This is a genomic window from Paenibacillus sp. FSL R7-0189, from assembly GCF_037969925.1.
GTDB lineage: Bacteria > Bacillota > Bacilli > Paenibacillales > Paenibacillaceae > Paenibacillus_AQ > Paenibacillus_AQ odorifer.
Genome location: NZ_CP150223.1, coordinates 5,432,505 through 5,448,175, shown reverse-complemented (window position 1 = coordinate 5,448,175; position 15,671 = coordinate 5,432,505). Strand labels below are relative to the sequence as shown.

Sequence of the window (15,671 nt, the reverse complement as noted above, 5' to 3'; positions counted from 1 at the left end):
AATCACAAACATCCCTTTCTATGTAAGATAAGTAAAAATTAACATTTTATCCTAAAATAGAATATGAAGAATGTTATGGTTTTTCCAAACCCCTATAAAGCTTTATATTCAAAATAGTCAAAATAAGCCGGCTTCGCTTGCTGATCCAAATCCTGAGCACATACCCCGACATAGGAACCGGTAAAGCCAAGCTTGCCGCCATATTCATCCGAAAGCGTACCAAAATCTAAGGGAGTACAGACAGCTGTCCAATTCACCCCGTCTGATGAAGCATAAAACAACAGATCACGTCCATGAATATCCGCCTTCAGGTAATAACGATCCCAATCTTTCACAGATAGCTGCATAGAGGAAATCTCATCGTATTTGCCACCTCTACACAGCACAACTCCCAAACTAGTTCCACGAATCTCATCTGCGGTAACACGCAAATAATAGTAATCACTGTCATCATAATAGAGGACTAACCCAGCCATTTGCAGGAAGCTATCCGGCTCGAATTCCAGACAGGTTGTAGCTGAGCATTCAAAATGTTGAATCGGTCGGGCAATTAAACTCTGATCATGCAGTGAAGCTAATGACTCTCTGCCGCGCAGACGAAGAAAACCCGGACGTTCCTTCAAGCTAACCCAAGATTCATCAAAAGGCACACGCAAGCTTTGGTATGGAAATCCAAGAACCTCTCCATCAAATTCATCTCTGTTTGGCAGCTCCTCAAAAGTGAATATCGGCAGGTCAGGAGCCATGGTCTCCAATGCAGGCAGCTTCCCTCCGTGGGCCAATCGCAACCAGCCATCCTCTGTCCATTCACAGCGTTGAATAGCAGTTTCCCGGCCTAACGGATTCATCGTTGACGTTCTCGGAATCGGACGTGTGCATAAATGCGCCATGTACCAGTCCCCATTCTGAGTCTCTACGAGCGATCCGTGCCCTGCTTGCTGAAACGGGTAGGTCAGATCATGTGCCGTGGTCATAATCGGGAAATCCGGATCAGTCTCATAAGGACCTGTGAGGCTTCGGCTTCTAGCTAAGGTGACCATATGGTTGATGCCGGTGCCCCCTTCTGCTGTCAGCAAATAATAGTACCCATCCTTCTGGTACAATTGCGGACCTTCGGTCACTCCGATAGGTGTCCCTTTATAAATTTCATGGATAGGTCCCGTTAATTTGCCAGTCTCCGGGTCATATTGCTGCATAATGATGCCAGAGAAGTTATTGTGATTTTTACGGAAATCCCAACGCATATTAAGCAGCCATTTGGTCCCTTCCAGATCATGGAACAAAAATGGATCAAATCCGCTGCCATTAAGTCTAACCGGCTCACTCCACGGGCCCATGATATCCGTCGCTGTAATTAAATAATTATGCAGATCTTTATATACACTTTTGCGAGATTTCACATCTGTAAATAGCAGATAAAATACGCCTTGATCATAAGAAAGCGCTGGTGCCCAAATGGAACCAGAGCTTACGTTACCACGCAGATCTACTTGTGAGGCTTCTGTCAGCACACGTGAAATGGAATGCCAATGAACTAGATCCTTGGAATGATGGATTTCTACACCGGGAAACCATTCAAAAGTAGAGGTTGCGATATAATAATCATCCCCTACTCTAATAAAAGACGGATCTGGATGAAAACCCGCCAACACCGGATTAACAATTTTTTGCGTCATAATGTTACCCTCCACTACCGGATTTTTCATAGTTTAACGTATTTATTGTATCGCTTTCATAACGATTAAAGTTATAATGAGATATAAGAAAATGTTTGTATTTTGTCATCTTGGAGGGCCTATGAAGCAGCTGTTCGAACCTGTTGTTTTTGAAGAACATAAGACCTTGATTTGGGATTATAAAATATATACCGACGACTATTACAAAGGTTATTATCACTGGCATCAATGCTGTGAAGTCATGTTCGTGTATGGCGGACAGGGAAACGTTGTTGTGAATCAGCAGATGTACGATATCCGCAGGGGAATGTTATTCTTTTTCCAGCCCTATCAGCTGCACCGGATCTATTCTGAGGTTTCTCCCGAATGTCCTTTTGAACGAACTATCTTCTACATTGATCCACATGTTGCTGAACACCTGCTGGAGGGTTTTGCGAAAAGGAAGGCTTTATTCACAGCGCTTTGGCAAGGGAAAAATACACATTGTGCCTTTGATCTTAAGGATCACGTTGAGTCTGTGGAGTGGATTCTGGAGCAATATAATCACAATAAAAAAGTCAGTCTGACTGAGGATACCGAAGACATTTCACTGTTAATTCTTCAATTATTGAGCAATATAGGAACTGAAGATCAGCATGTATTCCAATCAGGAGAACGGCGAACCTTGCGCTATTCTGAGAAAATCATGAGTTTTATCGAAGAGCATTATCATGAGGAGGTTAATCTGGATCAGTTAGCTGAGGAGATTCACTTGTCCAAATCCTATATCTCCAGAATCTTTCATCAGGAAACCGGAGGAAGGCTTGTTGATTATCTGACTGCCCGCCGGATCAAACAGGCCTGCCGCTTGTTAGGAACGACAGACCTGCCTGTGGAGCAAATCGGAATCACTGTTGGTTTTCCAAATGCCTCATATTTCAATCAACTGTTCAAAAGAGTCCTAGGGACGACGCCATTAAAATATAGAAAAAGTAATTAAATCTAATCTACACAACCGTATTTTTTTCAGTAACGAAGAGTATATTTTTAGCAAAATGATTAATATCTATCAGCTCTGGGCGGGGGGCGTCCACCAGTTCACCATTGATCCTTAAATTGACAAAGGTCACATTTTCAACAGCTCTCTCTTCGTCATATCCATAAATTCGTGAAGGGTTGGCCGTCCCGCTATAGCTGATGTCGCGAAATGTAATGTTCCGGATGCTTGTCCCCGGCTCTGGATTGTAGTCCTTGTTATAGACCACCCGCATATCAATTAGCTGCCCCTGCTCAATACGCTCCACACGTATATTTTCATATAGAACATTACATACCCTATTTCGATCCCCGGCATTAATCGCCAGTGCCCCCCAATAGTTCTCTTGCGGTTCGTGATGATTCAAGATATCAATATTTGCAAAAACAATAGACTCGATGGTGTCTCCGTTCTGTTCATGGTCCCCATGTGTACCAATCATCAATGGATGAGCGACATCCGCCCACAGAATGGAATCACGAACGCTAATATTACGGGTATCCCCATAAAAATCCCATCTCGAGCCGTAAATAGCAATACAATCATCCGAATTACGCATAAAAACATCCTGGATCCTAACCTCGGAACTAGACATAATATCAATGCCATCAGACCACCCCCGAGTGCTAAACGATTTGAAATTATCAATCACAATCTGCTCAGACTGCCCGATGAAAATGCTGTAATGTGGCGGATCAATCACGGTAATACCTTCCACATTTATAGATCGTGAAAAAACAATTCGTATCCCTCGAAAGGCCGAGAATCGATGAAAATCCGCAAGATAAATTATACCGCGACCACGAATGGATACATCATGAACTCCCTCGCATACCAAGGAACCTACAAGCACTGAACCTCCCGCAAGATACACCGTGGTTTCCGAAGGGACCGGCAATACTGTTTCTTCTATATAATGTGTGCCTGGAGCGAAATAAAGCACCTTCCTTTTTTCACGAGGATCAGCAGCGGCATTATCCAGCAGCCGTAAAAGATCAGGTTTCCGGTGTATACCCGGTTGGACTACTAGGACATTAGCATCCTCTGGTTGAGGGGCATCCTTCTCCTTAGGGTTAGCAAATAAATGCAGATTTCGAAAAATATCACCGTTGATCTCAATCGATAACTTTTGCGGACTTGTTAGCTTAAACAAAATGGTATTTCCATGATATTCGTAAGAGATCCCTCGCGAAGCCGGAGCAATGTTCACACAATCAATCTCCGTATAAAGACAGGTGACTTCAACTTCTACTGTACCTTCCAGATCAAAATAAGCCATGGATGCAGGACGTACCTCATGCATATCTACCATAACCTCGTAAATAAACAAGCTATGCCATTCTCCTTCAGGCTGCCGTACTCTGACCTTATAATCCTCACGTCCCGGGATATCTTTAGGTGCTTTATATACTTGTAAATCATCCACTTTACCATCCTCCTGTTCATTTCGATTGTATCGCTTCCAACACCGATAAAGTTTTAATGTGTTATGCAGAAATGTTTGTATTTTGTCAGTTTTAGATTATAAGCCAACTTCAACATGACAATAATCAAACATTTCCTTATATCAAAACACAACTTTCCTGAGCTTTAGAAAGCTATACTCATAACATCCTAATTACACTGGAGGCAGTAATAATGAAAAACCTTTATTGGCAGGAGATCATGGGTAGACTCGATACAAAAGTAGAATGTATGATAAAGCAAATCGGTGATAAGTGCCCGCATTTCGCCGGAAAAGATGGCAAATTTGATGATATCGGTTCAGACTGGTGGACCACTGGGTTCTGGCCCGGACTCCTCTGGATCATGCATGATATGACCGGAAAAGACCTTTACAAGGAGGCCGCTTGGCATTGGGACGGTACCTTGGAGGAATGGTTTATTAAACCAACGGTTGAGATGCATCACGATGTGGGTTTCCAATTCCTTCCGACCGCTGTAATCAAACATACAATTACAGGTGACGAAGATGCCCTGCGCAGAGGAATTGAAGCGGCGAACTTCCTCGCTGCCCGCTATAATCCTGTAGGCAAATTCATCCGCGCATGGAATGAAGATAAATACGGCTGGGTAATTATCGACTGTATGTTAAATATCTCCCTGCTGTTTTGGGCCAGCAAAGTGACAGGTGATCCCCGCTATAAGCATATTGCAATTAGCCACGCCGAAACGACAATGCAATATGGCATACGTGAGGATGGATCCACCAAACATATTATTTCTTTTGACGCAGAGACAGGTGCTTATCTTGAGAATTTTGGCGGTCAAGGCTACTCGGCTGAATCCTCTTGGAGCCGAGGAACAGCTTGGGGATTGTACGGCTTTATCAATACTTATCGCCACACTGATGATGAACGTTTCCTGAACACTGCTAAGCGGATCGCACATTATTTCATCTCTGCTTTGCCTGAGGATCAAGTCCCTTATTGGGATTTCCGCCTAGAGGATGATACCCGGATGTTCCGAGATAGCTCCGCAGCCTCTATAGCCGCTTCAGGATTATTAGAGCTTGCAGATATCGTACCCTTAGGCGAAAAAAGTCTATATGCAAATGCAGCGGAGCGAATTCTGCGCTCACTGACGGAAAATTACGCAACCTGGGAGCTGCCGGAGCATGAAGCGATTTTATTGCACGGAACTGGCAGTGGCAATTCCTTCATTGATGTATCCCTGATCTATGGAGACTACTATTATATTGAGGCTATCGCTAAATTAAATGGCTGGAAACATCGGATATTTTAATTGCAGATAGTTAATTTAAACAACAAAAAGACACCTCTCTTGAGGTGTCTTTATATATTTCAGGCTATTCGTTCACCAGTGCCGCAGCACCCTCCAGCAGCATCAAGCCGCTGAGTTGAATACTCAGCTGAACCGGAAGCTCCGGTTTCACTTCCCAGGATGAACTGCATAGACCCAGTTGTTTATCCAGACCTTTTTCCCACAACTGCATTGCATTGGCCAATATAACCTCGCGAATACGGATATTTACAGGAGATATTTTACAGAGCTGAACCAAATAACGAATCAGAATGCCCTTGAACAATCCAGTATCATCAATGCCTTCATCAGGCAACATCAGATTAATTGGATCGCATAACCGATCAATACATGTATTAGCCGTTCGATTCGCATCTTCTAAGTAATGAACATCACCCGTATTCTTGTAAAGCTCTAGGCCAGCGCCTAGAAACACCCCCTGACAGTAAGTAAACTCCCAATCGTAATCGATCTGGCCATCCCCGAGTCTATTCATCCCATCCCACACAAAACCAGTCGTAGAATCCATCAAATATGTCTTGTTCCATTCATAGATACGGAGCGCCCACTCCAGATCCTCTTGCTTATGAAAAAGTTCATATAACCGGGCTGCAAGGATGACGGCAGGTGCATTGGCAGGTGTGTTTTTATAATCTAGCTGATCCTTCTTCCACGCCAGACCTCCACCCAACTGTTCATTCCAAGCCGTCTTAATATCCTCCCATAGATCAAGCACAGCATTTAAATAGGCTTCATGTCCTGTTACCCGATAAGCACGCAGCAACGCCAATGCTGTCCATTCCATATCATCATAGTAATTATGCTTGAAAGTCCCCCCGTTATAAGCTTGCAGACTCTGACTTATCTCCTTAAATCTCAAGGAATACACAGGATCTCCACTACGCTCATAACCATCTACTAAAATATCAATGACATGAGCCTGCCACCAATAATAAAAGTTTTCCCCCGCAACGTTGTACGCTCTGGGATACCATTGGTTCATGATCCCCGTCTCAGCATTATAATAATTACGTAGTAGACATTGTTGGAACCACTCGGACTTTTCCTGCCAACTGACTGCTTCTATGGCTTCCTTTGCTTGTGTCATTAAGAACTCACCTCAACCCTGTTCTTTAGTTAATTCAGCCATCTTCTCCAGCAGCTTGATCGCACTAAGCTGGGAGCTGAGCTGAATCACACCAGCGGAAGTCGAAGTCCAATCTGTGCCAAACAACACTTTATCCTCTGACTTTCCTTGTTCCCAGAGACATTCTGCATTCGCTCGCAGGAAATCTACAGCTTTAACTGCTGCGGAATCAGCTTTGACCCATTCAGCTGTATAGCGAATCAGGATTCCTTTAAACAGTCCCGCATCACCATTTCCTTCATCTGGCAGCACACCTCCCTGAGAGTCAGCAAGTTCATGGGCTGCGGCGGCAAAGGTCAGACGAGCATCCTCTAAATATTCCTGCTCTTTAGTGATACGGTACAGTTCAACTGCTGCGCCAATGAAAACACCTTGGTTGTAGGAGTATTTCCAATCTTTATCGATCTTTCCATCACCAGTGCGATTCATGCCATCCCATACAAAACCCGTTGCCGGATCTACTAGATGCTCTTTTTGCCATCTGTATATTTTTAACGCCCATTCAAGATTGCTGGCTTCACCAAAAGCTTGATACAAGCGTGCCGCAAGTATAGCTGCCGGTGCGTTGGCTGGTGTATTTTTATAATCCAACTGTGATTTCTGCCAAGCAATCCCACCGCCCATATGCTCGTTCCAGCCTGTCTGAATGTCATTCCATAAAAGAAGGGCTGTATCTTTATAACCTTCCACTCCTGTTGCTTGATAAGCACGAAGCCACGCGAGAGCCATCCATTCCATATCATCATACAACTCATTTGGCCACACACCACCATTTCGCTGAAGCAGACCTTCATGAAGTTCGGAAAGCCTTTCGGCATACCAGTTCTCTCTAGTCCGCTGTAGTCCATCTACCAATACATCCACAGCATGGGCCATCCACCAATAATGAAAAATCGTGTTGCAGTCTCCATTTGGACAAGGTGTTTCTATATTGTACATTTTGATCGCTTCATTCCAGAATAATAAATCCAATGCAGCTTGTGCTTGATTCGCCCGTTCCTCCCAAATCCCTATCTCCAATTGGTTCATATAGACTCTCTCCCTGGTTCGATTTTTATTGCATTAACCCTTAATACCACTGAAGGCTATCCCCTGTACAAAATAACGCTGAAGCGCTAAAAACAACACCAATATCGGCAAGATTGCTACTAGCGCACCAGCCATCATTGGACCGTAGTCTGTTTGAAAATTATAAGAAAAAGCTTGAAGTCCCATTTGAATCGTTGCTTTGTTGGGATCATTCAGCACAATCATTGGCCATAAGAAACTGTTCCAGCCCGCTTGGAAGGTAAAGATACTTAATGTAGCCAGCGCTGGTTTAGTCAACGGCAAATAAATCCGCCAAAATATTTTAAACTCTCCACAGCCTTCGATCCGGGCCATTTCCATCATGTCACTAGGTAAGGTGAGAAAGAATTGCCGCATAAAGAACACAGCAAAGGTTCCTGAAGCGCCCGGAAGAATAATCCCCCAGAATGAGTTCATCAGCCCGTTACCCCCGCTACCAAAAATATCATTGCCTCCAAAAAGAGGAATATGGCGCATAACATAAACCGTGGGGATCATCGTCACAATGCCTGGTATCATCATCGCCGCAAGCAGCACGCGGAATATTGGCTTATTGAGCTTAAAATTCAACTTTGCAAACGCGTATCCACTGATGGAACCAAAGAACAGATTCGCCAGTACACCCGCTACTGCAAGTACAAGCGAATTCCAGAAATAGAGCGCAAACGGAACCGTAGTAAATGCCTTACGATAGTGTTCTAAGGTCAAATGTGAAGGAAACCACCGGATGGGCATGGCGAATATCTCTTCGTCAGGCTTCAAGGATGTAAGAACACTCCAATAAAAAGGCAGAAACATTACGATGGCAATAACAATGCACACTATATAATAGATAGATTTACTTAAGCTTCTTTTTAATAACGAACTTCCGCTAGTATCCATACCTCTATCCCCCTTCTGCATGGCAAGCCCGGCTTATACAATGGACTCGTCCGCCTTTGTGATCCGCATGTTTATAAGTGAGAATATGAGAATCGCCACAGCAAGCACAAATGCTTGTGCAGACGCATACCCCATTTGCAATTGATTAAAGCCCTGCTGATAGATCAGATAAACCGGGGTCTTTGTCATATTCGCCGGACCACCCTGCGTCAGCACAAAAGCTTGGTCGAACAACTGCAACGCACCAATGATTGACATCGTACTGACAAGAAAGGTTGTTGGTCGCAGCTGCGGCCAAGTAATAAACCGGAAACAAGCCAGCTTATTAGCACCGTCCAGCCGTGCAGATTCGTACAAATAGTCAGGCACGCCTTGCAGACCTGCCAAGTAGATAATCATATTAGAACCTACCGACTGCCAGAGGGTAAGCATAATAATGGACAACATCGCCGTTCGTGTCTCGGATAACCAAGCCGGACCTGTAATCCCAACATAAGACAACAATCCGTTAACCAAACCAAATTCAGGATGCAAAAGCCAGATCCATACCGTAGCTGCAGCAACAGCGGATGTAAGGGTAGGCAGATAATTCAGTGTGCGGAACAACTTTACCCCACGCCAGGATCGACTAAGTAGAATCCCGAGGAGAAGCGAAATCAGAATATTAAATGGAACGAAAATGATGGAATACAGAAATACATTTCGGAATGTTTTCCATAACAAACTGTCCTCTATCAAACGGCGATAGTTATCAAAACCGATCCAATCGTTTCTACTAAGTACATCGTAGTTGGTAAAGCTTAAATATAGCGCCATTACCACGGGGATGACCGTGAAAACTGTAAACAGCAATACCGTGGGTGTAATAAACAGATAAGCCGTCCGCGCCTGATGTTTCTCTAGCTTTCTGATGGAAGCCATTTCAGCTACCCCCTCCTAAGCAAAAGGGAGGCGAAACCTCCCTTCACTTCAAATGTCTTACTTATTACTTACTACTTCATTATCCTTCAGCATTTTGTCGCCCTCTACTTGCGATTTCTTCAAGGTCTCATCAATGCTCATCTTGTTTTGCTGGTTAAGCTGCAAATTAGGGGCCAAAGCATCAGTCTCCATTACGGAATATCCAGGGTGGTTCGGACGAACCTTGGCGAACTCCAACGTTTCCAGAAACGGCTGCCACTTTGGATCATCCTTGAAAAATGGATCTTCCATCGATGGCTTATAACCCGGCAGGTTTAGACTCGTCTTTGCCCAGAGCAACGCGTTATCCTTGTTCGCTGTCCACCATTTGATGAACTCCCATGCCTCTTCTTTATGTTTGGAGCCTTCTGGAATCACTAGACCAAATCCCCCCATGACACTGCCTTTATCACCATTTGGTCCGGCCGGAGGAGGAACGATTCCATAATCCAGATCTTTACCATATTTGTTATAGGTGCTGAGCATCCACGGACCGGAATACAGCATAGCCACTTTACCTGTGACAAAAGCATCTTGCCCTTCACCAAGTCCAAGTTCGAACCCTACTTTATACACTTTGTCCTTATTCATTAGGCGATCCCAGAACTCAAGCACTTGCTTGCCCTGCTCATTATTAAAATTGGTCTTTCCATCCTCTGTAAGCATGGTGCCGCCAGCCTGTTGGAGATACATATTAAAAAGTCCCAAATCTCCCATGGAAAAACCTGCAGTCTCCAGTTTATTGCCATTCCATTTCGTTAGCTTCGTAGCCGCTGCCTCTAGCTCATCCCAAGTTGTTGGAGGCTGAAGTCCTGCCTCTGCGAGCAGCTTCTTATTATAGAAAAGAGCACGTGCATCTACTGTAAGCGGCAGCCCATATAATTTGTCATCGTATGAAAGCTCCCGTAGGGATTCACTGTAGAAATCATCTTCGGAAATTCCGTCACGCGTTAAGTATTCATCCACCGGATGCAGTACATTTTTCGGGGCATACAGCGAAGTTCTCCAACGGTCCCAAAACAGTACATCAGGAGTGCCGCCATTGGTCGCAGAAGTTAGGAATTTCGTGATCATATCCTGTTGCAGCACATATTTTACGTGAATTTTATCCTGCGATTTATTAAAAGCATCCACCATGGTCTCGAATTGCTTCTGCCCCTCACCGCCCCAATCTCCCCAGAAGGTAAGCTCTGTCTTTTTCCCGGTACTGCTCCCAGCTTTGCTTGTGTTTCCGGTCTCTTTGTCCGCAGATCCGTTATTACCACCGCAGCCCGCAGCTAGTGCAGTAGTCATTACCAAAACAATTGAGGTAACCAGCCATTTTTTCATGTTCTCTATCCCCTTTAGAGTCGATTATAAAAACCTTGTTGGTCTCAACCGCGCTTAATTTGCCTACCACAGCGCATGAGTACAAGCTCACAGAACATCATGTTTGCCCAAGAGAACCATGGACGTGTAAATTCATCAGGATTATCCACATGAAACCCTTCATGCATAAATCCAGTTCCAGCATCCGTCTTCTCCAGCAGCTGAAGTAAGGCTTCCTGTTCCTCAAAGCGGGTAGATGTCATTCCCTGCATCGCTAAAGCTATGGGCCAGATGTACCGATTTGGCGTATGCGGACTTCCAATGCCAGCAGCCGCTTTTCCTGCGAAAAAATAGGGATTAGTGCTACTTAAAATAAGTTCACGGGTATTTTTATAGATAGGATCATCAGCAGTCACATAACCCAAATAAGGGATGGAGAGAAGACTCGGTACATTTGCATCATCCATAATATTCACCTGTCCCAGACCATCTACTTCATAGGCATAGACCGCCCCAAACTCTGGATGTTCTACAATTCCATACTCACTTATTCCCTTATTGAGCTGGTCAGATAGTTTTCTAGCTTTCTTTTCCAGCTCCTGATCACCTAAAATCTCACGGGCAATTTCACACACATATCGTAAAACAACCACCGCGAACATATTGGCTGGAACCAAATACCCATATTCACAGGCATCGTCACTAGGACGAAATCCAGACCAAGTCATTCCGGTATAAGCCGTCAACGTCCCTTTGCCTTCTCGAGCTAACGTATCCGTGGGCGGACAGTTCATCCGTTGAAAAAGATATTTTGAATCGCGCTCATGGTTCTGTTCGGTAGTCCATAATGTTATGATTCTTTCTACGCCTGTTACAAACGACTCATTAAACTGACTAGTACGGCCCGAATTCTTCCAGAGCAGATAACTCAGTTGGATTGGATAACATAACGAATCAATTTCATATTTCCTTTCCCAGACTCCCGGGCTCATCTCCGTCAGATCCTCTTGGTGGCCATGCCCACTTTCTTCTTCATTGAATGCGTTAGCATATGGATCAAGCTGGATGTAAGTAAATTGTCTACGTACAAGTCCCTCAATCATGTCTGCAATTTCTTCATCTTCGGAGGCAAGGATTAAGAAAGGTCTGACCTGTGCGGCGGAATCCCGTAGCCACATCGCTGGAATATCTCCGGTAATAACAAAAGTGCTTCCGTTTGGCATTCGTTTTAAGGTTGTGTTCCAGGTGTTAGCCATACATTTCTCGAACATTTCGGCTAATTTCGGGCGATCACTCAGCTGTGCTTTTACGCTAGATGCCAGTTTATGCATCGACTCGGGTATTTCTCTAGTTGCTTTCAGTTATAATACCCCCTTTTTCTTTTTAACTTTGAAGCGCTTTCATTGATTAGTATATTGTCATGTAATTAGTATGTCAATATGTTTATTTTATTATAATAATATATCAATACACCTGTAATGATAAATATATATCTAAAACAATAAAAAAACCCATCCAAAAGGATAGGTTTTTATAACAACTAATATATGTTTAATTTGGAGAATAAGCCAAAAATCTATTCAGAGATGGATTGTTTAGCGGAGCTTGTGGATTCACCAGAAATCAACTCAGCTTCCAGCATTATCTTATTGGACACACTCTGCCCGTTCATAATTCGCAATACATTTTCTACTGCGAGCCGCCCCATCTCTTCTTCATTTTGCCGTAAATGGGTAAATGCATAACCCGAACCGAGTGGAGTTGGCGGACTATCAAAGCAAATGATCGAAATATCTTCTGGAATCCGTAGCCCAAGTCGTTGGACCGCTGTTCTAGCCAGCAGCGCAATATTATATTCCACAGCAAAAAGCGCCGTTATTGTTGGATTCTTTTGCAAATGAGAAATTAACCGTGAAATGTCATGTTCAATATTCTCATCGTTGAAGGAATCCGGTAGTGTTGAGGTCAAATCGCTGACCCACAATCCCTTGTCTACAGCTATTCCCCGTTCCGCATGCGCTTGAATAAATCCCTCTACCCGCTCTTCAAGAGCTGTGGTATCCGCTGGAGGTGGAGAGAGAAAGGAGATATGAGTATGCCCGAGATCAAATAAATACTCCGTACCTTTGAGTGCAGCCTGCATATTATCAGTACTGATCGATGCTGCTGCCACTCCTTTTAAATGGCGATCTACCAGAACTAGCGGGAACCGTCCTATCACCAATTTTAGAATCTCCGCATTAAAAAATTCGCCTTGAGCCGGAAAAATGATCAGACCATCTACACCTAAGCTGAGCAACTTCTGAATAGATTTCTCTTCGTTCTCCGGCACCCCAAACGTTCTTCTTAAAACCAGAAAACAATCATTGTCACGTGAAGCCTGCTCCATGCCATAAATTAAGCCTGTGCCATAGCTGTTGCCAAAGTCGGTAATAACCAGACCGATCGTCTTTTCCTCATGGTTAAAGGAATTGAAAACAGTTCCGTCGGAGACCGTCCCCGGAGATATCGCTGATTCCATGTAATCGACTGCTGGATCTGCCACAAATGAACCTCTCCCCGGTTTTCTCACAATTAATTGTTCCGCGGCGAGCATTTCCAGAGCTTTTTTACTCGTAATCCGACTAACATTATAGGCTTCAGCCAGTTCTTTCTCTGAGGGAACCCGTTCCCCTTGTCCGTAGGATTTATTAACGATAAGCTGCTTCACTTCATCAAATATTTTTTCATACATCGGTTTGGATGATGTTGTCTCACTCATGACTTTCGTTATCTCCTGACTCTAATTTTTTCATCTTATACATAATAATATATCATGATATATTAAGTTTGTCGACAGTTGTGCGGCTACAGCAAAAAAAGAGGGAGGAAGGATGTAAAGTGGAAAAATACAAAACTTCGTATATAAACAGAGATAACCCGTATTCAGTGAATGCTGGTTAAATAAAGGCTAAGTAATCGCTATAAATATCATTTCTACTATATTCTTAGATAATATCAAACCGTATTTCATCTAACAAGTTTTTACACTTTTGTCCATTTGTTCTTTTTTTATTCAAAAACAGCTAACACAGGTCTATCGTAAATTGCTGTTCAGAATATATAATAGAGACTATCTGGTATAGAAAGGAAGTTGAATAGTTAATGAAATTTAATGATTATCGCTATGAGCGCCCGGATGTAGAGAAGTTCAAACAGGATTTTAACAACCTGCTTAAAGATCTCAATGACACCGAGCCATTAGAAGTGCAAAAGGCTTCCGTTACCGCTATTAACAAGCTTCGCAATGAGTTTGACACCCTGCAGACATTGGTTAGCGTTCGCCATTCGATCAATACAACAGATGAATTCTACAAGGCTGAACAGGAATTCATGGACGAGATTGGTCCTATCGTTCAGGAATACATAACGGACTACTACAAAGCACTCGTCAATTCCAAATACAGAGCCGAATTCGAACAAGAATGGGGCACGCAGCTGCTTCAGCTTGCAGAAGTAGCTCTGCGTACTTTTAGTCCAGAAATCATCGAAGATTTACAATTGGAGAACAAACTCTCTACAGAATACGCTCAGCTTATCGCGTCCGCCAAGATTCCATTCGAAGGCGAAGAACGGACACTGACTCAGCTTACTCCATTTGAATTGTCCACGGACCGCGATATGCGCAAACGTGCTTCACAAGCCAGATATGATTTTATGTCTGAACATGAGAGTGACTTTGATCGAATCTATGACGAGCTAGTTAAAGTCCGTGACCGCATTGCTAAAAAGCTTGGTTACAGCAACTTTGTTGAGCTAGGTTATGACCGGATGATGCGTACCGATTATAACGCCGACATGGTAGCCAACTTCCGGAAACAAGTTCTGGAGCATATCGTACCCGTCTCCCAACAGCTTAAGAAACGGCAGACTGAACGCCTAGGTCTGGATGCCTTGAAGTTTTATGACGAGAACTTCAGCTTCAAGACTGGCAATGCCACTCCTAAAGGAGATCCTGACTGGATTGTAGCTAACGGATCCAAGATGTACAAAGAGCTCTCTCCGGAAACTGATGAATTTTTTACTTTTATGTTGGATAACAATCTAGTGGATTTAGTAAGTAAAAAAGGTAAGCAAGGCGGTGGCTATTGTACTTACTTCAGCCAATACCAAGCACCTTTTATCTTCTCAAATTTCAATGGAACCTCAGGGGATATTGATGTCTTGACCCATGAAGTGGGGCATGCCTTCCAGGTGTATGAAAGCCGAAATATTAATGTACCTGAATATGCTTTTCCTACTTATGAAGCCTGTGAGATCCATTCCATGAGCATGGAGTTTTTTGCTTGGCCATGGATGGAATTGTTCTTTGAAGAGGATGCAGACAAATACCGTTTCAATCATTTGGCAGATAGCCTTCAGTTTATTCCTTACGGAGTTACTGTAGATGAATTCCAGCATTTTGTTTACAGCAATCCTGAAGCAACCCCTGCTGAACGTAAGCAAGCATGGCGAGAAATCGAGAAAAAATATTTGCCGCACCGCAATTATGAAGGTAATGCTTATCTGGAACAAGGTGGATTTTGGCATAAGCAAGGCCATATCTTCGCCTCCCCGTTCTATTACATTGACTATACACTAGCACAGCTATGTGCCTTCCAGTTCTGGAAACGTTCAAATGAAGATTTTAAATCCGCTTGGAGTGATTATTTAGAATTATGTCAAGCTGGAGGAAGCAAATCCTTTATCAAGCTGGTTGAACTTGCGGGCCTGACTTCACCTTTTGAAGATGGCTGCATTAGTTCGGTCATTGGAGAGATTGAAAGCTGGTTAAACAGCATTAATGATAAAGAACTTTAATAATACCTTGCAG

General features: G+C 43.5%; 12 protein-coding genes. 3 read left to right on the top strand and 9 right to left on the bottom strand.

Annotated features, from left to right (window positions below):
* Window positions 1-92: 92 nt before the first annotated feature.
* Window positions 93-1,676, bottom strand: coding sequence for a glycoside hydrolase family 43 protein (locus MKY63_RS23810; RefSeq protein ID WP_339810012.1), 1,584 nt, complete (start codon window positions 1,674-1,676; stop codon window positions 93-95).
* A 121-nt stretch (window positions 1,677-1,797) separates the two neighbouring features.
* Here MKY63_RS23810 and MKY63_RS23805 point away from each other — a divergent pair, with 121 nt between their 5' ends.
* A complete protein-coding gene (locus MKY63_RS23805; protein WP_076128265.1) occupies window positions 1,798-2,655 on the top strand; it encodes an AraC family transcriptional regulator in 858 nt (285 codons plus the stop codon).
* A gap of 7 nt (window positions 2,656-2,662) precedes the next feature.
* On the opposite strand, the gene MKY63_RS23800 is transcribed toward MKY63_RS23805, so the two are convergent.
* On the bottom strand, window positions 2,663-4,117 hold the full coding sequence (locus MKY63_RS23800; RefSeq protein WP_339810009.1) for a glycosyl hydrolase family 28 protein: 1,455 nt from the start codon (window positions 4,115-4,117) through the stop codon (window positions 2,663-2,665).
* Between the two features lie 212 nt (window positions 4,118-4,329).
* Between MKY63_RS23800 and MKY63_RS23795 the strand changes: the two genes are divergently transcribed.
* Window positions 4,330-5,436, top strand: a complete 1,107-nt coding sequence (locus MKY63_RS23795) for a glycoside hydrolase family 88 protein (RefSeq protein WP_339810007.1) — start codon at window positions 4,330-4,332, stop codon at window positions 5,434-5,436.
* Between the two features lie 64 nt (window positions 5,437-5,500).
* Here MKY63_RS23795 and MKY63_RS23790 read toward each other — a convergent pair whose 3' ends face one another.
* From MKY63_RS23790 to MKY63_RS23760, 7 genes are all read right to left on the bottom strand, one after another.
* Window positions 5,501-6,562: a glycoside hydrolase family 76 protein gene (locus MKY63_RS23790; RefSeq protein ID WP_339810006.1), complete on the bottom strand. Its 1,062-nt coding sequence runs from the start codon at window positions 6,560-6,562 to the stop codon at window positions 5,501-5,503.
* 12 nt (window positions 6,563-6,574) lie between these two features.
* Window positions 6,575-7,630 (bottom strand): glycoside hydrolase family 76 protein, encoded by a 1,056-nt coding sequence (locus MKY63_RS23785; protein WP_339810003.1) that lies wholly within the window; start codon window positions 7,628-7,630, stop codon window positions 6,575-6,577.
* A 33-nt stretch (window positions 7,631-7,663) separates the two neighbouring features.
* Window positions 7,664-8,551, bottom strand: coding sequence for a carbohydrate ABC transporter permease (locus tag MKY63_RS23780; protein WP_036688085.1), 888 nt, complete (start codon window positions 8,549-8,551; stop codon window positions 7,664-7,666).
* A 33-nt stretch (window positions 8,552-8,584) separates the two neighbouring features.
* Window positions 8,585-9,472: a sugar ABC transporter permease gene (locus MKY63_RS23775; protein WP_339809999.1), complete on the bottom strand. Its 888-nt coding sequence runs from the start codon at window positions 9,470-9,472 to the stop codon at window positions 8,585-8,587.
* 57 nt (window positions 9,473-9,529) lie between these two features.
* Window positions 9,530-10,840 carry an ABC transporter substrate-binding protein gene (locus tag MKY63_RS23770; RefSeq protein WP_339809996.1) on the bottom strand — a complete coding sequence of 437 codons (1,311 nt, stop codon included), beginning with the start codon at window positions 10,838-10,840 and terminating at the stop codon, window positions 9,530-9,532.
* 44 nt (window positions 10,841-10,884) lie between these two features.
* Window positions 10,885-12,150 (bottom strand): glycoside hydrolase family 125 protein, encoded by a 1,266-nt coding sequence (locus tag MKY63_RS23765; RefSeq protein WP_339809994.1) that lies wholly within the window; start codon window positions 12,148-12,150, stop codon window positions 10,885-10,887.
* Between the two features lie 245 nt (window positions 12,151-12,395).
* Window positions 12,396-13,580: a GntR family transcriptional regulator gene (locus tag MKY63_RS23760; RefSeq protein ID WP_076200730.1), complete on the bottom strand. Its 1,185-nt coding sequence runs from the start codon at window positions 13,578-13,580 to the stop codon at window positions 12,396-12,398.
* Between the two features lie 383 nt (window positions 13,581-13,963).
* On the opposite strand from MKY63_RS23760, the gene MKY63_RS23755 reads away from it, so the two are divergent.
* Window positions 13,964-15,658: a M3 family oligoendopeptidase gene (locus MKY63_RS23755; protein WP_076184489.1), complete on the top strand. Its 1,695-nt coding sequence runs from the start codon at window positions 13,964-13,966 to the stop codon at window positions 15,656-15,658.
* The last annotated feature ends 13 nt before the right edge of the window (window positions 15,659-15,671 follow it).

Excerpts from the sequence above, each read along its gene's own strand:
- MKY63_RS23755 (WP_076184489.1), top strand. The coding sequence starts at position 13,964 with ATGAAATTTAATGATTATCGCTATGAGCGCCCGGATGTAGAGAAGTTC.
- MKY63_RS23805 (WP_076128265.1), top strand. The coding sequence starts at position 1,798 with ATGAAGCAGCTGTTCGAACCTGTTGTTTTTGAAGAACATAAGACCTTG.
- MKY63_RS23770 (WP_339809996.1), bottom strand. The coding sequence starts at position 10,840 with ATGAAAAAATGGCTGGTTACCTCAATTGTTTTGGTAATGACTACTGCA.
- MKY63_RS23760 (WP_076200730.1), bottom strand. The coding sequence starts at position 13,580 with ATGAGTGAGACAACATCATCCAAACCGATGTATGAAAAAATATTTGAT.
- MKY63_RS23785 (WP_339810003.1), bottom strand. The coding sequence starts at position 7,630 with ATGAACCAATTGGAGATAGGGATTTGGGAGGAACGGGCGAATCAAGCA.
- MKY63_RS23765 (WP_339809994.1), bottom strand. The coding sequence starts at position 12,150 with ATGCATAAACTGGCATCTAGCGTAAAAGCACAGCTGAGTGATCGCCCG.
- MKY63_RS23790 (WP_339810006.1), bottom strand. The coding sequence starts at position 6,562 with ATGACACAAGCAAAGGAAGCCATAGAAGCAGTCAGTTGGCAGGAAAAG.
- MKY63_RS23795 (WP_339810007.1), top strand. The coding sequence starts at position 4,330 with ATGAAAAACCTTTATTGGCAGGAGATCATGGGTAGACTCGATACAAAA.
- MKY63_RS23780 (WP_036688085.1), bottom strand. The coding sequence starts at position 8,551 with ATGGATACTAGCGGAAGTTCGTTATTAAAAAGAAGCTTAAGTAAATCT.
- MKY63_RS23775 (WP_339809999.1), bottom strand. The coding sequence starts at position 9,472 with ATGGCTTCCATCAGAAAGCTAGAGAAACATCAGGCGCGGACGGCTTAT.
- MKY63_RS23810 (WP_339810012.1), bottom strand. The coding sequence starts at position 1,676 with ATGACGCAAAAAATTGTTAATCCGGTGTTGGCGGGTTTTCATCCAGAT.